The sequence below is a fragment of the Billgrantia gudaonensis genome (assembly GCF_900100195.1).
Lineage (GTDB): Bacteria > Pseudomonadota > Gammaproteobacteria > Pseudomonadales > Halomonadaceae > Halomonas > Halomonas gudaonensis.
Genome location: NZ_FNES01000005.1, coordinates 56,063 through 73,957, shown reverse-complemented (window position 1 = coordinate 73,957; position 17,895 = coordinate 56,063). Strand labels below are relative to the sequence as shown.

Annotated in this window: 17 protein-coding genes; 11 read left to right on the top strand and 6 right to left on the bottom strand. The window is 67.1% G+C overall.

Annotated features, from left to right (window positions below; all coding sequences use genetic code 11):
* Positions 1 to 45: 45 nt before the first annotated feature.
* Complete coding sequence (gene murU / locus BLP96_RS07860) at positions 46 to 717, bottom strand: N-acetylmuramate alpha-1-phosphate uridylyltransferase MurU (protein WP_089684851.1); 672 nt, start codon at positions 715 to 717, stop codon at positions 46 to 48.
* The gene (locus BLP96_RS07855) at positions 714 to 1,751 is read right to left on the bottom strand and encodes an aminoglycoside phosphotransferase family protein (protein WP_089684849.1); all 1,038 of its coding nucleotides are present in this window, start codon (positions 1,749 to 1,751) and stop codon (positions 714 to 716) included. Before BLP96_RS07855 ends, murU begins: the two co-directional genes overlap by 4 nt.
* 135 nt (positions 1,752 to 1,886) lie before the next feature.
* Here BLP96_RS07855 and BLP96_RS07850 point away from each other — a divergent pair, with 135 nt between their 5' ends.
* The 7 genes from BLP96_RS07850 to BLP96_RS07820 all read left to right on the top strand — a co-directional run bounded on the left by BLP96_RS07850 (position 1,887) and on the right by BLP96_RS07820 (position 9,542).
* On the top strand, positions 1,887 to 4,379 hold the full coding sequence (locus BLP96_RS07850) for an LPS-assembly protein LptD (RefSeq protein ID WP_089684847.1): 2,493 nt from the start codon (positions 1,887 to 1,889) through the stop codon (positions 4,377 to 4,379).
* 29 nt (positions 4,380 to 4,408) lie between these two features.
* Positions 4,409 to 5,086 carry a SurA N-terminal domain-containing protein gene (locus BLP96_RS07845; RefSeq protein WP_089684845.1) on the top strand — a complete coding sequence of 226 codons (678 nt, stop codon included), beginning with the start codon at positions 4,409 to 4,411 and terminating at the stop codon, positions 5,084 to 5,086.
* Positions 5,086 to 6,141 (top strand): 4-hydroxythreonine-4-phosphate dehydrogenase PdxA, encoded by a 1,056-nt coding sequence (gene pdxA / locus BLP96_RS07840; RefSeq protein WP_089684843.1) that lies wholly within the window; start codon positions 5,086 to 5,088, stop codon positions 6,139 to 6,141. The genes BLP96_RS07845 and pdxA overlap by 1 nt, the downstream gene beginning before the upstream one ends.
* 207 nt (positions 6,142 to 6,348) lie before the next feature.
* Positions 6,349 to 7,164: a 16S rRNA (adenine(1518)-N(6)/adenine(1519)-N(6))-dimethyltransferase RsmA gene (gene rsmA / locus BLP96_RS07835; protein ID WP_089684841.1), complete on the top strand. Its 816-nt coding sequence runs from the start codon at positions 6,349 to 6,351 to the stop codon at positions 7,162 to 7,164.
* 14 nt (positions 7,165 to 7,178) lie between these two features.
* Complete coding sequence (gene apaG / locus BLP96_RS07830) at positions 7,179 to 7,559, top strand: Co2+/Mg2+ efflux protein ApaG (RefSeq protein ID WP_089685155.1); 381 nt, start codon at positions 7,179 to 7,181, stop codon at positions 7,557 to 7,559.
* Between the two features lie 21 nt (positions 7,560 to 7,580).
* Positions 7,581 to 8,393: a symmetrical bis(5'-nucleosyl)-tetraphosphatase gene (locus BLP96_RS07825; protein WP_089684839.1), complete on the top strand. Its 813-nt coding sequence runs from the start codon at positions 7,581 to 7,583 to the stop codon at positions 8,391 to 8,393.
* A gap of 18 nt (positions 8,394 to 8,411) precedes the next feature.
* Positions 8,412 to 9,542: a tRNA nucleotidyltransferase/poly(A) polymerase-related protein gene (locus tag BLP96_RS07820; RefSeq protein ID WP_245682198.1), complete on the top strand. Its 1,131-nt coding sequence runs from the start codon at positions 8,412 to 8,414 to the stop codon at positions 9,540 to 9,542.
* 38 nt (positions 9,543 to 9,580) lie between these two features.
* On the opposite strand, the gene folK is transcribed toward BLP96_RS07820, so the two are convergent.
* On the bottom strand, positions 9,581 to 10,099 hold the full coding sequence (folK, locus tag BLP96_RS07815; protein WP_089684835.1) for a 2-amino-4-hydroxy-6-hydroxymethyldihydropteridine diphosphokinase: 519 nt from the start codon (positions 10,097 to 10,099) through the stop codon (positions 9,581 to 9,583).
* Positions 10,090 to 10,464, bottom strand: coding sequence for a dihydroneopterin aldolase (gene folB / locus BLP96_RS07810; protein WP_089684833.1), 375 nt, complete (start codon positions 10,462 to 10,464; stop codon positions 10,090 to 10,092). The genes folK and folB overlap by 10 nt, the downstream gene beginning before the upstream one ends.
* 245 nt (positions 10,465 to 10,709) lie before the next feature.
* Here folB and plsY point away from each other — a divergent pair, with 245 nt between their 5' ends.
* Positions 10,710 to 11,267 (top strand): glycerol-3-phosphate 1-O-acyltransferase PlsY, encoded by a 558-nt coding sequence (plsY, locus tag BLP96_RS07805; protein WP_422666813.1) that lies wholly within the window; start codon positions 10,710 to 10,712, stop codon positions 11,265 to 11,267.
* 101 nt (positions 11,268 to 11,368) lie between these two features.
* On the opposite strand, the gene tsaD is transcribed toward plsY, so the two are convergent.
* The gene (gene tsaD, locus BLP96_RS07800; protein WP_089684831.1) at positions 11,369 to 12,397 is read right to left on the bottom strand and encodes a tRNA (adenosine(37)-N6)-threonylcarbamoyltransferase complex transferase subunit TsaD; all 1,029 of its coding nucleotides are present in this window, start codon (positions 12,395 to 12,397) and stop codon (positions 11,369 to 11,371) included.
* Between the two features lie 476 nt (positions 12,398 to 12,873).
* Between tsaD and rpsU the strand changes: the two genes are divergently transcribed.
* From rpsU to rpoD, 3 genes are all read left to right on the top strand, one after another.
* On the top strand, positions 12,874 to 13,089 hold the full coding sequence (gene rpsU / locus BLP96_RS07795) for a 30S ribosomal protein S21 (protein ID WP_010629611.1): 216 nt from the start codon (positions 12,874 to 12,876) through the stop codon (positions 13,087 to 13,089).
* Positions 13,090 to 13,250: 161 nt separating this feature from the next.
* The gene (gene dnaG, locus BLP96_RS07790; RefSeq protein WP_089684829.1) at positions 13,251 to 15,065 is read left to right on the top strand and encodes a DNA primase; all 1,815 of its coding nucleotides are present in this window, start codon (positions 13,251 to 13,253) and stop codon (positions 15,063 to 15,065) included.
* Between the two features lie 227 nt (positions 15,066 to 15,292).
* Positions 15,293 to 17,146 (top strand): RNA polymerase sigma factor RpoD, encoded by a 1,854-nt coding sequence (rpoD, locus tag BLP96_RS07785; RefSeq protein ID WP_089684828.1) that lies wholly within the window; start codon positions 15,293 to 15,295, stop codon positions 17,144 to 17,146.
* Positions 17,147 to 17,214: 68 nt separating this feature from the next.
* Here rpoD and BLP96_RS07780 read toward each other — a convergent pair whose 3' ends face one another.
* The gene (locus BLP96_RS07780; RefSeq protein WP_089684826.1) at positions 17,215 to 17,868 is read right to left on the bottom strand and encodes a hypothetical protein; all 654 of its coding nucleotides are present in this window, start codon (positions 17,866 to 17,868) and stop codon (positions 17,215 to 17,217) included.
* Positions 17,869 to 17,895: the final 27 nt, after the last annotated feature.

The window sequence follows — 17,895 nt, the reverse complement described above, 5'->3', positions numbered from 1 at the left end:
TGGTGAAAACGCAGGCGGCCAGCATAGCAGCTGGCGCGGCGTGGCTCAGCTCCGTGTGCCGCGCAGGCGGTCATCCAGTTCAGCCAGCCGTTCGGGAGTTCCCACGTCGACCCAGGCGCCGCGGTGATGGGTTCCTCCCACTCGTCCTGCGTCCATGGTCTTCTGGAGGTGCGGTGCCAGAGGAAAGGCGCCGGGCGCCTGGTCGGCCATCAGCGCCGGGTCGAGCAGGCTGATGCCGGCGAAGGTCAGACGCGGCTCGCCCACCGCGTGCACGCGGCCTTCGGCATCCAGGTGGAAGTCGCCGACGGGGTGATGAGCGGGGTTGTCGACCAGCACGAGGTGGGCCAGGTCGTCTTCCAGAGCCGGCAGACCGGCGAGTTCGAAATCGCACCAGACGTCGCCGTTGATCAGCAGGAAGGGCGCCTCGCCGAGCAGCGGCAGGGCCTTTCGGATGCCGCCGCCGGTTTCCAGGGGCGCGGGTTCGTGGCTCCAGGCGATGCGCACGCCGATCTCGCGTCCGTCGCCCAGTGCCGTCACGATCTGCTCGGCGCGGTAGCTGACGTTGATCACCACCTCGGTGATGCCCGCCCCGGCCAGTCGCTCCAGATGATGGACGATCAACGGTTTGCCGCCCACCCGCAGCAGCGGCTTGGGGCAGCGGTCGGTGAGTGGACGCATGCGCTTGCCGAGCCCGGCGGCGAGGATCATGGCCTTCATGTCGACGCCTCTTCCGCCGCGGCCAGTCGTGCCGTCAGCGCCGGGCGGAACGTCTCGTCGAGCCAGGCCCGGAAGGCGTCGTGACCGGCGAGGCCGTCCAGCGCCGTTTCGAGATGGGCGAGGAAGTGCGGCAGCCGCTCGAGGTAGCCCGCACGACCGTCGCGCAGCGTCAGTCGGCAGAATATGCCCAGCACCTTCAGCGAGCGCTGGGCCGCCATGGCCTGCGTCTGCTCGAGGAAGGTTTCCGGGGGCAGCGTGCTCGGCAGTCGGCCATCGTGCACGGCCCGCTGTCGAAAGGCTTCCACCCAGGCGCCGAAGCGCGCGGGTGGGAAGCGGCAGTAACGCCCGCACAGCAGGGAGATCAGATCGTAGCTGATGGGCCCGGCCACGGCGTCCTGAAAGTCGATCAGGTAGAGGCGGTCGTTCGCCACCATCAGATTCATGGCATCGAAATCGCGGTGCACGCTCACTACCGGCTGCGCCAGGGCGCTGTCGATGAGTGCTTCGCGCAGCGTCTCCCAGCCCGGAGGTACCGCCAGATCGAGCCATGCGTTCAGGCACCACTCGGGGAAGAGATCGAGCTCGCGGCCGAGCAGGGTGGTATCGTAGGCCGGCAGCTCGTCGGGGCCGGCGCGATTCTGCAGCTCGTGAAGCAGCGCCATGGCCCGTTCGTGCCATGCCAGGGTGTCGGGGGCCTCATTGCCGGCAAAGCAGTGCTGCAGCGGGGTGTCGCCGAGATCGTCGAGCTCCAGGAATCCGGCGTCGAGGTCGACGGCGTGCAATGCCGGCACCGGCAGGCCGGCGGCCCGCCAGCGCCGAGCGATGGCCACGAAGGGATGGCTGTCCTCGCGTTCGGGCGGGGCGTCCATGAGCATGCGCGTGGTGTCGTCGGGCAGGGTCAGGCGGAAGTAGCGGCGAAAGCTCGCATCGCCTGCCGCCAGGCGCAGGCGGATGGCATGGGAGGGGAGACCGTGGCACTCGGCCGCCCAGCGGTGCAGGCGGTCCAGTCGCTGGGCGGGAGACGTATCGGGCATTCAGGCTCCTGTTGGATGGGCCGGCCGGTTGACGCTCGTGGCGGGCCAACGCATGCTGAGCCGCGGGTGCGGCGCATGCGATGGGCGGTTCGGCCTGTATAATACCGATTCTCTTTGCCAAGGACACCGAGGACCATGGGCAAGCGACATTCAGGGATGGCCCTCGCCGGGCTGGTGACTGCTGGGCTGGTCAGCGTACCGGCGGGTGCCGCACCTCCCGAGCCGCTGCCGGCGGAGCAACTGGACTTCCGCCCGTGGGGCGACGACCGGCCGGCCGGCGCCTTGTGCCGTGGGCGCTACGTCATGCCCGAGTACCGCATACCCGCTGCGAACGACCCGGAGCGTGTGCGCAGCGAGTCGGAACGTGCCGACTACGGCCAGGACGGTGAGACGATCCTGCGTGGCGAGGTGGTGCTGCGCCGCGGTGACAGCCAACTGGAAGCGACTCGCGTCAGGGTTCCATCCGACCGGGAACGGGCCCTCGCCAGTGGCCCCCTGGCGCTGCGCGATCCGGGGTTGCTGGTGCGTGGCGATGCGGCCGAGTTGTCGCTGGTGAGCGATGCGGCCAGCGTCGACGCTGCCCACTACGTGGTTCACGAGCAGCACCTGCGCGGCGATGCGCTGCGCCTGGCGCGCCTGGAGGATGGTCGCTACCGGCTGACCTCGTCGAGTTTCACCACCTGCGACCCCGGCGACGACCTGTGGCGGCTGGTGAGCAGCGACCTGGTGCTGGATCGAGAAAAGGGGTTCGGCACGGCACGTCATGCGCGTCTGGAAGTGGGCCGGGTACCCGTTTTCTACTGGCCCTGGGTGCGCTTTCCCATCGACGAGCGCCGCCAGACCGGCTTCCTGTGGCCCGAGCTGCAGGCCTCGGGAGATGGCGTCGACTACGCACAACCCTTCTACTGGAACATCGCGCCGAACCAGGACGCCACCATCACCCCGCGCTGGATCAGCGACCGCGGCCTGTTGCTGGGCGGCGAGTACCGCTATCTCCTTCCCTCGGACCGGGGGCAGATCGAAGGTGCCTATCTGGCCGACGATGATGGCGGCGGCGGCGACCCCGATGCCGCCTCGCGGCGGCACGAGGGCGAGTCGCGCTGGTACGTCGACTACCGGCACAGCGGCCGCTTCGATGCCCGCAACACCTACGACCTGCGCTACGGCGCCGCCAGCGACGGCCGCTATTTCGATGATTTCGGCAGCCTGTTCGGCGACGACCCCTCCAACATGCAGCGCTTGGCACGTCTGAACCACCGCGGCGAACGCTGGCAGCTGGAAGCGCGTGCCCAGGGCTTCCAGCGCCTCGACGACCCGTTACGCGACCGCAACAAGCCCTTCTATCGGCTGCCCAGCCTGAGCGCCAGCGCGCGTTGGTCGCAGCCGAGCGGTTTCTATCAGCAGTGGGGCTCCAACTACACTTACTTCTGGCGCGACGTGAACGAGGCCGAGCTGCCGAGCAACGAGCGCTATGACCGTGAGTCGGCCGTTGGCTCGCGCGTGCATCTGACGCCGGCGGCCGGCTGGCGTTTCGACGCCAGTTGGGGGCATTTCGAACCGCGCCTGGAGTGGCTGGCCACCGCTTACGATCTCGACTATGGCCAGCGCGACGTCGACCGCGACACGTCCTTGACCCGGCAGGTGCCGGTGACCTCCATCGATGCCGGCCTGGTTTTCGAGCGCGAGCTCGACGTCTGGGGACGCGATTACCGCCAGACCCTGGAGCCGCGGGTCAACTACGCCTTCGTGCCGGGCCGCGACCAGCGCGAGTTCCCCGATTTCGACACCAACGAGCGCGCCTTCTCCTGGGGGCAGCTGTGGTCGCCGCACCGCTTCACCGGCGCCGATCGGGTCGGCGACCTCAATCGGCTGTCGCTGGGCGTCGACTCGCGCCTGCTCGAGGACGACTCGGGTCGCGAGCGTCTGGCGCTGGGCCTGGGTCAGGCACTCTACTTCGATGATCGCTACATCGACATGGGCAACGACGAAGCGTCCGGCGACCCCGATGTACTGCCCAGGTCCCCGGAAGAGGGTGGCAACTTCCAGCGCTACCATCGTGCCACCCGGGAGCGCTCGCCGCTGGTCGCGCGGCTCGATTGGCAGGTCACCGATGCCTGGCGCACCCGTTGGCAGTGGCTCTACGACGATCAGCTCGAACGCACCGAACGCGCGTCGTTCGACGTGCAGTACCGTGCCGATGCAGGCCATGTGGTGAACCTCGGCTACCGCTGGGAACTCCAAGGGTTCGATCCTTCGGTCGAGCGTGACGACGATGACTTCCGCAATTTCGACCGCGAAGAGTTCGATCTCTCGGCGGCGTGGAAGCTGTCGCCGCAGCTGGAGCTGATCGGCAAAGCGACGTATGACAACACCAACGACCGAATGCTGGAGCAGCTGGCGGGTGTGCAGTGGAACGACTGCTGTTATGGTCTGCAGCTAGTGTGGCGTGAGTGGGTCGAAGACGGTGACACCGCCCGCCTCGCCGACGACACCACCGATCGCGGGTTCTTCCTGCGCTTCGTGTTCAAGGGGTTGGGCGGTGTCGGCGGCGATGCCGGCAGCGAGTTCGGACAGACCGTTCCCGGCTATCGCGCCACCCCGTTGCGGGTCGGCCAAGACGATTTCTGACAAGAGACCACATGAGAGGAAACATCGACATGCGCAGTGAGCGAACCACGAGGCTGGGCGTGGCCCTGGCGCTGGCCCTGGGGATCGGCATGGCCCCGCTGACCCTGCTCGCCCAGGAGAGCGAGAGCGATTTTCAGCCGGTGGCCAGACAGTCGCTGGATCGCATCGTGGCCGTGGTCAACGACCGGGCCATCATGGCCAGCGAACTGGAGCAGCGCGTGGAGCAGGCGCGCAGTCAACTGGTCGACAACGAGATCGAGGTGCCGGAAAACGCCTCGCTGCGCGAGCAGATGCTCGATCGCCTGATCGTCGAGGAGATTCAGCTGCAGCTTGCCGAGGATGCCGGCTTGTCCGTCGACGACACCGAACTCAACCGCCAGGTGCGCGGCATTGCCGAAAGCAACGGCATGACCCTGGAGCAGTTCGCCGATGCCCTGGAGGAGGACGGGCTTAGCCTGGGCCGGGTGCGCGACGAAGTGCGTCGTCAGTTGCTGCTGCGCGAGCTTCAGCAGCGCCAGGTGGGCGGCCGCGTCAACCTGACCGAGCGAGAAGTCGAACGCTTCCGCGAGCAGCAGGGCGGTAACGTCAGCCGGGAGCAGGCCAGTCGGGCGCTGTTCCAACGCAAGGCCAACGAGGCGCTGGAAGCCTGGATTCAGGAGATTCGCGCCGATGCCTTCATCGAAAAGCGGCTTTCCGCATCGCGTTGATGGCGTCTAGCTCGCCCCCCTTGCTGGCATTGACCACCGGCGAACCGGCGGGGGTGGGCCCTGAACTCGTCGTCCAGCTCGCTGCTGCCGGCGAGCTGCCGGCGCGGACGGTGGCGGTGGGCGATCCGGCGCTGCTCGCCGAACGCGCAGCGCGGCTTGGCGTGAGGCTCGAACTCCAAGAGCTGGCGCCGGGCTCGAGCGTGCCCGCCTCGGCGCCTGGCATTCTGCCGGTGTGGCCGGTGGCGCTGCACGCGCCGAGCCGTCCAGGCAGGCTCTCCGTGGCCAACGCGGCCTACGTGCTCGAGACGCTCGACGTGGCGATCCAGGCCTGTCGCGTCGGCCAGGCCGATGCCATGGTCACCGCGCCCCTGCACAAGGGGGTGATCATCGAATCGGGACACGCCGGGTTCCGTGGCCACACCGAGTACCTGCGCGATGCCTGCGGCATCGACGAGGTGGTGATGATGCTCGCCACCGATCGGGCACTGCATGCCCATGAGGCGAGTTGGGTGGGCGGCGGTGCGCTGCGCGTCGCATTGGCCACCACCCATTTGCCGCTACGCGAGGTGGCCGATGCCGTCACCGCGTCGCGCCTGGAGCGCATCCTGAGGATTCTGCATGCCGATCTGGTGCGCTGGTACGGCGTGAAGACTCCCAGCATCGCCGTATGCGGGCTCAACCCTCACGCCGGCGAGGGTGGCCATCTGGGCACGGAGGAGCGCGATGTCATCGCCCCCGTGCTCGAGGCGCTGCGCGCTGAAGGGTTTGCTCTTGACGGCCCGCTGCCGGCGGATACCCTGTTCACTCCGCGCCACCTGGCCGGCATCGACGCCGTGCTGGCCATGTACCACGATCAGGGGCTGCCGGTGCTCAAGTATGCCGGTTTCGGCCGTGCCGCCAATGTGACGCTGGGCCTGCCGTTCCCCCGTACCTCGGTGGACCACGGCACAGCGCTGGATCTGGCCGGGCGCGGGGAGGCCGACCGCGGCAGCCTGCGCGTGGCCCTCGCGCTGGCCGCCGAGATGGCTGGGCGTGGGGCTTGCCGGTCAACCTGAGCGGAGCCGCTTGAGGGGGCGCCGGAGACAGGCCGAAGCGCAGGTCCGATGCCTGGGATGGTATCGGTAAGCGCCCAAGGACGGGGCTGCAGCGCCTCCGATAGGTCGGCCGCACGGGGCTCGGCCGCACGGGGCCTGTCGACGGAAAGCCCCGCCTCGGCGGCGAGGCGATTGTTCGAAGACATACCGATAGAAGGACGATCCTGAATGGTATCCCGCCCGCCGGCCCCTCGCGCCCGCAAGCGCTTCGGCCAGAACTTCCTGCGCGACCCCGGTATCATTGCGCGCATCGTGCGCGCCATCGCCCCGCGTCCCGGCGAGCGCATGATCGAGATCGGCCCCGGCCAGGGTGCCTTGACCGAGCCGCTGCTCGAGGCAGCCGGTGGCCGCCTAGAGGCGATCGAACTCGATCGCGACCTGGTGCCGGGGCTTCGCGTGCAGTTCTTCGATCACCCGAACTTCGTCGTCCACGAAGCCGATGCGCTGACGTTCGATTTCCGCGAACTGCGCGGCGATGGCGAGGCGCTGCGCGTGGTGGGCAACCTGCCCTACAATATCTCCACCCCGCTGATTGCCCACCTGCTCGAGGCGGGCGATGCCATCGCCGACATGCACTTCATGCTGCAGAAGGAAGTCGTGGAGCGACTCGCCGCCGAGCCCGGCGGCGCCGACTGGGGGCGGCTGTCGGTCATGGCCCAGTATTGCTGCCGGGTCGAGGCGCTGTTCACGGTGCCGCCTGAGGCCTTCGTGCCGCGCCCCGGGGTCGATTCGGCCATCGTGCGCCTCACTCCCCACGCCACGCTACCGTTTCCGGCGCGCGACGAGGCGCTGCTCTTCGACGTGGTACGCCAGGCCTTCGGCCAGCGGCGCAAGACGCTGCGCAACAATCTCAAAGGGCGCGTCGACGGCGAGGCGCTGGAAGGGCTGGGCATCGATCCCGTCCGCCGACCGCAGACCCTGACCGTGGAAGAATTCGTGCGTATCGCCAACCACCTGGCGACGGCCGAGGAGAGGGGATCATGAGCGAAGCGCCTGCGATGCCGCCGCTGCACGCCATTCGCATCGACGTGGAACCGGCCTACCGCGCCGAGGAGTCGTCCTGTGCCGAAGCCCGTTACGTCTTCAGCTATACCGTGACGATCCACAACCACTCCGCCCGCAGTCTGCAGTTGCTGGCGCGTCACTGGAAGATCACCCAGGGTAGCGGCCAGGTACAGGAAGTGCGTGGCAAGGGCGTGGTCGGCCAGCAGCCGATGATCGGCCCAGGGCAGACCTTCCGCTATACCAGTCGTGCCATCCTCGATGCCCCGGTGGGCGTGATGGAGGGTGAGTACACCTGCGTGGACACGGTCAGCCAGCGGCCTTTCGATGTGCCCATTGCACCGTTTCGGCTGGCCGGGCCCAACCAGGTGCATTGAATCACTGGACGAGGAGATGCCATGACCACCTATGCCATCGGGGATCTGCAGGGTTGCCATGCCGAATTCGTCGAACTGCTCGAACGGCTCGCCTTCGATCCCAGTCGCGACCGGCTATGGCTGGTCGGCGACCTGGTCAATCGCGGCCCCGGCTCTCTGGCCTGTCTGCGTGAGGTGCGGGCTCTGGGCGAGGCGGCCGTCACGGTACTCGGCAATCACGACCTGCACCTGCTGGCGGTGGCCCGCGGGGGCGCTTCGCTCAACCGCAAGGATACCCTGGCGTCGATTCTCGAGGCTCCGGATCGTGAAGCGCTGCTCGACTGGCTGCAGAGCCAGCCGCTGCTGGTGCGCCGGGGGGACGATGTCATGACCCACGCCGGGCTGCTGCCGCAGTGGTCGGTGGAGCAGGCCGAGCGGTTGGCTCGGGAGGTGCAGACGCGGCTCGCCGGCGAGCGCTCCGGTGCTTTCCTCGAAGCGATGTACGGCAATACGCCGCGCTGCTGGCACGATGAGCTGGCAGGGCTCGACCGTCTGCGCGTCATCGTCAACGTCTTCACCCGCATGCGCTTCATCGACGCCGAGGGGTGCCTGGACTTCACCGCCAAGGAAGGGCTCGACAGCGCACCGCCCGGTTTCGCTCCCTGGTTCCAGTTCCCGCGCGACGACGAGGTGCGCTTGATCTTCGGTCACTGGGCGGCTCTGCAGGGCAAGACGGCGGGACGGCGGGTGCGGGCCGAAGCGTTGGACACCGGTTGCGTGTGGGGGGCGAGTCTCACCGCCCTGAACCTGGACAGCGGCGAGCGCACGAGCGTGCCCAGCCGGCAACGACGCTGAGGGGGAGGCATGACCGGCATGGGCGATCCCGTCATCGAAGGACTCGACGTCTATCGCGTGGGCGGGGCGGTGCGTGACGCCTACCTCGGCTGGCCGGTGAACGACACCGACTGGGTGGTGGTGGGGGCCACGCCCGAGACCATGGAGCGACGCGGCTTCAAGCCAGTGGGGCGCGATTTTCCGGTCTTCCTGCATCCCGAGACCCATGAGGAGTACGCCCTGGCGCGTACCGAGCGCAAGTCGGGTCACGGCTATACCGGGTTCACCGTGCACGCCAGTCCAGACGTGACGCTGGAGGAGGATCTGGCGCGGCGCGACCTGACCATCAACGCCATGGCCGAAACGCCGGCGGGAAGGCTCGTCGACCCCTACGGCGGACTCGCCGATCTGCGTGCTCGAACCCTGCGGCATGTCTCGCCGGCTTTCGTCGAGGATCCGCTACGCGTGCTGCGTACGGCGCGCTTCCTGGCCCGTTATGCTCACCTCGGCTTCACCATCGCCGACGAGACCCGGGCGCTGATGCGGCAGCTGGCCAGCAGTGGCGAGATCGGGCATCTGGTGGCCGAGCGCGTGTGGGCGGAAACCGAGAAGGCCCTGTCCGAGCCGACGTCGGCTGCCTACTTCCGGGCATTGCACGACTGTGGGGCATTGGCGGCGTTGCTGCCGGAGCTGGCCGGCAATGAGCGGCAGCTGGATACGGCGCTGGACCGGCTCGACCGGCTGCCCGCCATGCTCGAGGCCAACGAACGGCGGCGCTGGCGCTGGGCGCGGCTGGTGGAGCATCTCGACGATGAGACGCGTGAAGCCATCGCCGAGCGGCTGCGCCAGCCGCGGGCCTACCGCGATCTGGCCCGCCAAGCCGCGCTGACACGCTGGCTGTGGCAGGCCAGCGCGCTCGATGCCAACGGCGTGCAGCGGTGGCTGGATGCCATCGACGCCTGGCGGCGCCCTGAACGGGTGGCGCCTCTGGTGGGCCTGTTGCAACGCGAGGCACCGCCGCATGCGGCGGCCGTGGCGCGCGGCTGGGCTGCGGCCCGGCAGGTGACGCCGCAACCGCTGTTGGAGGCAGGGTACCGAGGGGCCGCTCTGGGGGAGGCACTGGCGCGGGAGCGCCGCGTCAGGCTGGCCGAAGCGCTCGGCACGGCATGAGCCCGATTCTCGCCTACGGCCGGTGCCGGTGAAGCGGCTCATGAGGTGGGAGAGAGCTGTCGGCCGGCCCAGGTGAAGGACACCGGCCACAGGCGCTGGCCGTTCGGCTCGAAGTCCCTCCATAGTTCGGCGTAGGTGAGCCCGAGGCCGGGGTGTCTTCCATCCGGCAGCAGTTCGGCCAGCGGCTGGAGAACGAAGGCATGGCGCAGGATTTCGTCGCGAGGCAATTCGACGCCGTCGTTCACCCCGGTGAGGTCGCCGACGGTGAGCAGGTCGATATCCAGGGTTCGGGGGCTGAACTTGGGGCTGTTCGGGTGGCGTCCATGAGCGGTTTCCAGCCGTTTGCACCAGGCCTGGAGTTGGCCCACGCGCCAGTCGCTGTCGAAGATCACCACCAGGTTGTAGAAGTTGCGGCCATCCTCGAAGCCCACCGGCTCGCTTTCGAAGACCCGGGATACCCCGAGTGGTCCGAAGGTCTCGGCCAGGGCGTCCAGGCAACCGCGCAGGTGGCGTTCGCGGTCGATGTTGCTGCCCAGGCTGACGCTGATCAGTCGCATGCGTTGCTCTCCACGAGGGTACCGCGCTCGATGCGTATGCCCACGGCGTGCGCGCTGGGCACTGCGCCGGGCTTGCGTACGGTCAGGCGCAGCCAGGCGACGGCGAATTCGTCGCGCAGCATTTCGGCGAGGCGCTCGGCGAAGGTTTCCACCAGCAGGAAGGCGTGGTCGGTGGCGAAGCGCGTGCAGCGATCGCTGATGGCGGCGTAGTCCAGGGTCTGGTTCAGGTCGTCGTTCGCCGCTGCCAGCCGGATGTCGGTGGCGAGCTCCAGGTCGAGCAGCAGGCGCTGGGTGATGCGGCGCTCCCAGTCGTAGACTCCGATCACGGTATCCACGCCGAGCGACTCGATCAGTACACGGTCCATTCTGAGCGTTCCGGGGCTGGGCTAGGATTGGCCGCCGATTGTACGTGAGCCATGGGAGGGATGACAGTCGTCCGCTGTTCCCGGTGCAAGGTGGGTGGCAGAATGATGCGAGGACCCGCGGCCTATCGGACTCAACGCTGATCGACTGCGACATGATGCGGCTGTCCCGTGACGATCGGGCAACGCCGACAGGCGGCAGAAAGGAGCGAAACCGAGTGACAGCGGTCGAGTGGCAGTTGCCGTGGATGGTGGCGCTGGGCTACCTCAGTGGCTCCTGGCTGGGAGCGCTCAGCGTGTGCCGGTTGGCTGGCGTGGAGAGCCCGTTTCACTCCGGTTCCGGCAATCCGGGCTTTTCCAACGTCCTGCGCCTGCATGGCCGGCGCTTGGCGCTGGCCACGCTGGTGGTGGATGCCGTCAAGGGCATGCCGGCGCTGTGGCTGGCCATGGCGCTCGGTTTTCCGCCCTGGGCGCAGGGTCTCGTGGGGCTGGCCGTTCTGCTCGGACACAGCTATCCGGTATGGCATCGCTTTCGCGGCGGAAAGGGCGTGGCCAGCGCCTTCGGGGTTATGCTGGTGCTCATGCCCGGAGTGGCGCTGGCCTGTGCCTTGCTGTGGCTGTTGGCGGCTCGCCGGTTGCGTACCGCGGCAGTGGCCTCGCTGGCCAGCGCCTGCCTGGCACCCGTAGCGAGCCTGTGGCTGGCGCCCGACTACGTCCTGGTGGTGATCGCCTTCACCTTGCTGGTGCTGGTGCGTCACCTGCTCAACATTCGCCGCCTGCGCCATGGCGAGGAGCCGGGTTTATGAGCCAACCCGGGCTTCGCCCGGAGCGGTAAGCTATAAGCTGTAAGAGAAAACCGTTGCCACTGGTCAGCGCAGAGGCATCTTCATGGCTTACGGCTTACGGCTTACGGCTCCCGCAGGGAGTCCAACGGCCAGCGCGGCACCGCCTGCATCAGACCGGGCTCGTCGCGCTCGCCGGCCATCAGGCGCTGCGCACCCACATAGGCGATCATGGCGCCGTTGTCGGTGCAGAAACGCCCACGGGGGTAGTAAACGCGGGCACCACGCTTCGTGCATGCCGTCGCGAGACGTTCGCGTAGCCTCACGTTGGCGCTGACGCCGCCGGCCACCACCAGTCGCTTGAGGCCGGTGTCGTCCAGCGCGCGGCGACATTTGATCGCCAGCGTGTCGACCACGGCTTCCTCGAAGGCGCGCGCCACGTCGGCACGAGCCTGGTCGTCGAGTGCTCCGGCCGCCTCGAGTTGGCGAATCGCCGTGAGCGTGTGCGTCTTGAGCCCCGAGAAGCTGAAATCCAGGCCCGGGCGATCGGTCATCGGGCGCGGGAAGCGCCAGCGCGACGGATCTCCCGCCGCGGCCAGCTTCGCCACCTGCGGCCCGCCGGGGTAGTCCAGGCCCAGCATCTTGGCGGCCTTGTCGAAGGCCTCTCCCGCAGCGTCGTCCACCGATTCGCCGAGCAGTCGGTAGCGACCCAGCCCTTCCACCGCGACGAGCTGGGTGTGTCCGCCGGAAACCAGCAGGGCGACGAAGGGAAAGTCAGGCGATTCCGGTTCCAGCATCGGTGCCAGCAGGTGGCCTTCCATGTGGTGCACGCCGAGCACCGGAATACCCAGTGCGCGGGCCATGCCGTGTGCGGTGCTGGCGCCCACCATCAGGGCGCCCACCAGGCCGGGGCCGGCAGTGTAGGCGATGGCGTCGATCTGGCTTCGCGTCAGACGGGCCTCGTCGAGCACCTGCTGGATCAGCGGCAGCAGCCGCCGGGTATGGTCCCGAGAGGCGAGTTCCGGCACCACGCCGCCGTACTCGGCATGCATGGCGACCTGGCTGTAAAGGGCATCGGCGGTGAGGCCGCGCTGGGTGTCATAGACGGCGACGCCGGTCTCGTCGCAGGAGGTTTCGATCCCGAGGACTCGCATGGAACGCTCTCGCGCTGGGGTGAGGAGGGCATTCTAGCAAATCGCCCCGGCGCTGGCTTCCGGGAGACTCGCGGGTGAATGGGACACCGCGGCCCCGCATCGCTGTTTCTTTCAGCCACTGGCCCGAGTGACTCACGTGCAGGAGGTCGACGAGCGGCGGGCGTTGTTGCGTGTCGCCGGGTGTCTCCGCGCCGGTCGGGCGCCGATCGACTTGGAGGCGTGCCCTCCTGGCGACGTCAAGCCCGGGCTGCGTTTCACGGTGGGGCATTTGCAAAGCGCGCGGCCGACGACTAGAATATCGTGCGCTGCAACACTGGGTCGTGCATCCAGGGGGCGTTTCCATCATGCCGCGGTCGTCATGAACGATGGCGGCGCATCGCTGCCCAACGTCATGGGTAAGGTGCACGCAGGGAAACGTTCGTGGAGGGTGTGCGTACAAACCGAACTCGAGATTCCTTAAGGTAGGTGAGTGCTTAATGCCTTCTGTCAAAGTACGTGATAACGAGCCGTTTGACGTCGCCCTGCGTCGCTTCAAGCGTTCCTGTGAAAAAGCCGGCATTCTGTCCGAGGTTCGCCGTCGCGAGCACTACGAGAAGCCGACTGCAGAGCGCAAGCGCAAGGCGGCCGCCGCGGTCAAGCGTCACGCCAAGAAGCTTCAGCGTGAGCGCAAGCGTTTCGAACGGCTCTATTGATCCGTACTGTGGAGCGGCTGCGGCGTGCTGCGCCGACCGCTTCGGAAGGACGAGCAAGCGGCCGCCAGTGGGTGGCCGCTTGTTTTTCCACTGTTCCTGTCGGCTGCCCTGATTCCGTCGCCCCGCGGCCGTCATTCCCATTCTGACGTGGCGATACCTCCATGGCCGGTCCGATTCCTCAGCGCTTCATCGACGATCTGCTGGCCCGTGTCGACGTGGTCGAGGTGGTTGGCGAGCGCGTGGCACTCAAGAAAACCGGTCGCAATCATTCGGGGCTGTGTCCCTTCCATCAGGAGAAGACGCCCTCGTTCACCGTCAGTGCCGACAAGCAGTTCTACCACTGTTTCGGTTGCGGTGCCCACGGCAATGCCGTGCGCTTTCTGATGGAATACGACCGCCTGTCGTTTCCCGAGGCCGTGGAACGGCTGGCGGGGCGTCTGGGCCTGGAGGTGCCGCGGGAGGGGAGTGACGACCCCCAGGCTCAGATCCGGGAGCGCAAGCGCAAGGAAGGGGTCAATCTGCTCGAGCTGGCGGCGAGCTACTTCCGCGAGCGGTTGAAGATGCCCGAGGCGCAGGTGGCGCGGGAGTACCTGTCGAACCGCGGGCTGTCGAGCGAGGTGCTGGCCGATTTCGGCATTGGTTATGCTCCCGACGGTTGGGAGGGGCTCAAGCGGCACCTCGCCGAGCGCGGCATTCCCGAATCGGTGCAGGTGGAGTACGGCCTGCTGGTACACCGCGAGGAGAGTGGACGCACCTATGATCGCTTTCGTGATCGGGTGATGTTCCCCATTCGCGACGTGCGCGGCCGGACCATCGCCTTTGGCGGTCGCGTGCTCGGCGATGCCAAGCCGAAGTATCTGAATTCGCCGGAAACGCCGGTGTTTCACAAGGGGCGTGAGCTCTACGGCCTGTACGAGGCGCGCCAGGCCAATGCCCGCCTGGAGCGGCTGCTGATCGTCGAAGGTTACATGGACGTGGTGGCGCTGGCGCAGTTCGGCATTCGCAATGCCGTGGCGACGTTGGGCACCGCCACCAGCGAGGAACACCTGGCGCGGCTGTTTCGGGTCGTCGACGAGGTGGTGTTCTGTTTCGACGGCGACCGTGCCGGCCGCCAGGCGGCGGCGCGGGCCCTCGAGACGGTGCTGCCGCTGATGATCGACGGTCGCCAGGCACGCTTCCTGTTCCTGCCCGAGGGGGAGGATCCGGACAGCCTGGTACGTCGTGAGGGATGCGAAGCCTTCACGGATCGCATCACCTGTGCCAGCCCGCTGTCGGAGTTTCTCTTCGATCAAGCGGCGCGGGGTCGCGACCTGGCTCGTATCGAGGACCGCGAGCGCTATGCCAGCCAGGTGCTGGGCGTCATCGGCAAATTGCCGGAGGGCGTTCTTCGGACGCTGCTGCTCGGCGAACTCTCGCGGCGCACCGGGGTCGATGAATCACGCTTCACGGCGCTCATGGACCGCGCCGAGCCGAAGACGACGGCGCCCGAGCCGCCGGCAGAGGCGATGGCGCATCATGGATCGCCGTCCCGTTCGCATGCGGCGGGCGAGACGGCACTGGAGCCTCTGGCGAGGATCCTTCAATTGCTGGTGCACGAGCCTGGACTGGTGGAGCGCCTGCCAGACGATGCCGAATGGCTGCCCGAGGGGGCGACGCAGGATGCAGCGCTTTGCCGCGAGGTGGTACGCCTGCTGCGAGCCGGGCGTTACCGCAGCTCACAGGTTCTGCTGGCGCACTTTCACGGCAGCGAGGCGGGCCAACGGTTGACGGCGCTGGTGCGGCGCGAGCTGCTGATTCCCCGCGAGGCGCGCCGAGCCGAGCTCGATGGGTTGGTTGCGCATCTGCGTCGGCATCGTCGGCGCCAGTCGCCACGCGAGGAGTACGAGGCGCTGTTGGCCAGGGAACGTCAAGGCGAGCGCCTGCCGCGTGAGGCTAGAGAGCGGTTGGCGATGCTGCTGCAGGAGTTGAAAGCCTAGCCGACGGGCAAGGTGTTGGCAGGGGGGTTGAAAATTCTCCTACCATCACCAAATAGAGGGTAATTACCCAGCGCCAGCTCAACCGAACAAACTAACACACCTGAGATGACGAGCAAATGGCCGAACTGGCGGGACACCGGGCTTTCCCGTTATACTGTTCGGCTTGATGACTTTTCTCCGCCCAGCGCTTCAGGTGCTTCATTCTTCTTCGTCGAGATAGGGTTTCTATGGCTGGAAATGCGCAGCAACAGTCGCGTCTGAAGGAGTTGATCGCGCGCGGCAAGGAACAGGGCTTCCTGACCTATGCCGAGGTCAACGACCACCTTCCCGAGGATATTGCCGACCCCGATCAGGTGGAAGACATCATCGGCATGATCAACGACATGGGTATCAGCGTCGTCGAGGAAGCTCCCGATGAAGATACCTTGATGATGTCCGATCACTCCACCGACGAGTCGGCGGCGGAAGAGGCCGTGGCCGCGCTGGCGGCGGTGGAGAGCGACGTGGGTCGCACCACCGACCCGGTGCGTATGTACATGCGCGAGATGGGCACCGTGGAGCTTCTCACCCGCGAGGGTGAGATCGAAATCGCCAAGCGCATCGAGGAGGGAACCCGAGAGGTCATGTCTGCGCTGGCCTGGCTGCCGGGTGCGGTGGATTCGATCCTCGTCGCCTACGATGCCACCCAGGACGAGGAAGCGCCGGGGCGGCTGTCCGATCTGTTTTCCGGCTTCATCGATCCCGATGAGGGCATACCCGGCGTGGCCGAGGCCGAGGTTCCCGAACCCTTGCCTCAAGCGGAGCTCGACGAGAACGGCGAGGGCGACGACGCCGACGAAGAGGACGACGACACCAGCAGCAACGAAGGTGGCCCCGACCCGGAAGAGGCGCGAGCGCGTTTCGAGCAGATTCGCGAGCAGAACGCCCGGGCCCAGGCAGCCATCGCCGCGCACGGCCGGGCTTCCGCCGAGGCGCGGGCCGAGCTGGCACGGCTGGCCGAGCTCTTCTCGCCGATCAAGCTGGTGCCCAAGCACTTCGAGCGCCTGGTTGGGCAGGTGCGGATCAGCGTCGAGCAGGTGCGGGCCCAGGAGAAGGCCCTGATGCAGCTGTTCGTCAAGCAGGCCAAGGTGCCGCGCAAGACCTTCATCAAGGCGTTTCCGGGCAACGAATCCCGTCAGGATTGGCTGGATGACTTCATCGCCAATCACGCCAAGTACGCGGATCGGCTCGAGGCACTGCGCGGCGACATCCTGCGGTCGCAGCGGCGCATCGCCTTCGAGGAGGAGATGGTGCAGCTGGCGGTGCCGGAGCTCAAGGAGGTCAACCGTCGACTCTCCATCGGCGAGGCCAAGGCGCGCCGAGCCAAGAAGGAGATGGTCGAGGCCAACCTGCGGTTGGTGATCTCCATCGCCAAGAAGTACACCAACCGCGGCCTGCAGTTCCTGGATCTGATCCAGGAGGGCAACATCGGCCTGATGAAGGCGGTGGACAAGTTCGAATATCGTCGTGGTTACAAGTTCTCGACGTATGCCACCTGGTGGATCCGTCAGGCGATCACTCGCTCGATTGCCGATCAGGCGCGCACCATTCGCATCCCGGTGCACATGATCGAGACCATCAACAAGCTCAATCGCGTGTCGCGGCAGATGCTGCAGGAGATGGGCCGCGAGCCGACCCCGGAAGAGCTCGGCGAGCGTCTCGAGATGCCCGAGGACAAGGTGCGCAAGGTGCTCAAGATCGCCAAGGAGCCGATCTCCATGGAGACGCCCATCGGCGACGACGACGATTCGCACCTGGGGGACTTCATCGAGGACGGTACCATGATTCTGCCCCTCGATTCGGCGACCGGCGAAGGGCTGATCGAAGCGACCCGCAACGTCCTGGGCGGCCTCACTGCCCGGGAGGCCAAGGTGCTGCGCATGCGCTTCGGCATCGACATGAACACCGACCACACCCTCGAGGAGGTCGGCAAGCAGTTCGATGTCACCCGCGAGCGCATCCGTCAGATCGAGGCCAAGGCGTTGCGCAAGCTGCGCCACCCCAGCCGTTCCGAGCCGCTGCGTTCCTTCCTCGACGAATAGTCGTACGCCGCTCGCGCATACCGACGACGGCGCCCGCAGTCTCTGGCTGCGGGCGCCGTCGTTTGCGATCACGTCGCGCGCTGCGCTCGATGCCAGCGTCGGGCCAGCAGCGCGAATTCGATCACCGCGATCAGGATCAAGCCGTAGCCCAACAGCTCGACGACCTCCTCCGCGGCACTCTTGAAATCGCGAACATAGTACTCCTGGAGTACCGCCATCCAGAAGTCGGCGCGGCCGTAGAGCCGGGAAAAGACGTAGGTCGTCAGCACCCCGGCGGCGAACAGGCCGAACGCGAAGGTGTTGGAGAAGTGGGCGAACTGCTCGAGGAAGCGCCGGCGGTGTCGAATCACCCAATACAACGTGGGCAGTACCACCAGACTCACCAGCAACTGCCAGGCGCCGTCGAAGACATGGGCATCCAGGTGCACATCCTGCTCGCGAATCAGCGAGCTGGCCACGAAGGCCAGCAACAGCAGGGTGACTTCGGGGAGGGCGCGTAGCCGCATCCAGGTATCCAGCAGCAGTAGCGTGGCCGTGGCGAGCAGGGCGGTCTGAGCCAGCTCGGTGAAGCCGCGTTCGGAGAAGCGTACCGCTTCCAGGTGAAACGCTTCGAGGTAGGCCCCTTGAGCGAGGCCGGCTATGAGCAGGATGTACAGGGCGGCACGCAGACAGACGGCGCCGAACCGGATCGGCCAGCCTTGGCCATTGGGCGCTGTTGGCATGGGAATACCTTTCATCGAGGAATCGTC

What these genes read in the sequence shown, in the direction of transcription:
- BLP96_RS07820 (WP_245682198.1), top strand. Translation starts at nt 8,412, where the DNA reads ATGGGCGATCCCGTCATCGAAGGACTCGACGTCTATCGCGTGGGCGGG.
- tsaD (WP_089684831.1), bottom strand. Translation starts at nt 12,397, where the DNA reads ATGCGAGTCCTCGGGATCGAAACCTCCTGCGACGAGACCGGCGTCGCC.
- rpoD (WP_089684828.1), top strand. Translation starts at nt 15,293, where the DNA reads ATGGCTGGAAATGCGCAGCAACAGTCGCGTCTGAAGGAGTTGATCGCG.
- pdxA (WP_089684843.1), top strand. Translation starts at nt 5,086, where the DNA reads ATGGCGTCTAGCTCGCCCCCCTTGCTGGCATTGACCACCGGCGAACCG.
- rpsU (WP_010629611.1), top strand. Translation starts at nt 12,874, where the DNA reads ATGCCTTCTGTCAAAGTACGTGATAACGAGCCGTTTGACGTCGCCCTG.
- apaG (WP_089685155.1), top strand. Translation starts at nt 7,179, where the DNA reads ATGCCGCCGCTGCACGCCATTCGCATCGACGTGGAACCGGCCTACCGC.
- folB (WP_089684833.1), bottom strand. Translation starts at nt 10,464, where the DNA reads ATGGACCGTGTACTGATCGAGTCGCTCGGCGTGGATACCGTGATCGGA.
- rsmA (WP_089684841.1), top strand. Translation starts at nt 6,349, where the DNA reads ATGGTATCCCGCCCGCCGGCCCCTCGCGCCCGCAAGCGCTTCGGCCAG.
- dnaG (WP_089684829.1), top strand. Translation starts at nt 13,251, where the DNA reads ATGGCCGGTCCGATTCCTCAGCGCTTCATCGACGATCTGCTGGCCCGT.
- BLP96_RS07780 (WP_089684826.1), bottom strand. Translation starts at nt 17,868, where the DNA reads ATGCCAACAGCGCCCAATGGCCAAGGCTGGCCGATCCGGTTCGGCGCC.
- BLP96_RS07845 (WP_089684845.1), top strand. Translation starts at nt 4,409, where the DNA reads ATGCGCAGTGAGCGAACCACGAGGCTGGGCGTGGCCCTGGCGCTGGCC.
- BLP96_RS07855 (WP_089684849.1), bottom strand. Translation starts at nt 1,751, where the DNA reads ATGCCCGATACGTCTCCCGCCCAGCGACTGGACCGCCTGCACCGCTGG.
- folK (WP_089684835.1), bottom strand. Translation starts at nt 10,099, where the DNA reads ATGCGACTGATCAGCGTCAGCCTGGGCAGCAACATCGACCGCGAACGC.
- murU (WP_089684851.1), bottom strand. Translation starts at nt 717, where the DNA reads ATGAAGGCCATGATCCTCGCCGCCGGGCTCGGCAAGCGCATGCGTCCA.
- BLP96_RS07850 (WP_089684847.1), top strand. Translation starts at nt 1,887, where the DNA reads ATGGGCAAGCGACATTCAGGGATGGCCCTCGCCGGGCTGGTGACTGCT.
- plsY (WP_422666813.1), top strand. Translation starts at nt 10,710, where the DNA reads ATGGTGGCGCTGGGCTACCTCAGTGGCTCCTGGCTGGGAGCGCTCAGC.
- BLP96_RS07825 (WP_089684839.1), top strand. Translation starts at nt 7,581, where the DNA reads ATGACCACCTATGCCATCGGGGATCTGCAGGGTTGCCATGCCGAATTC.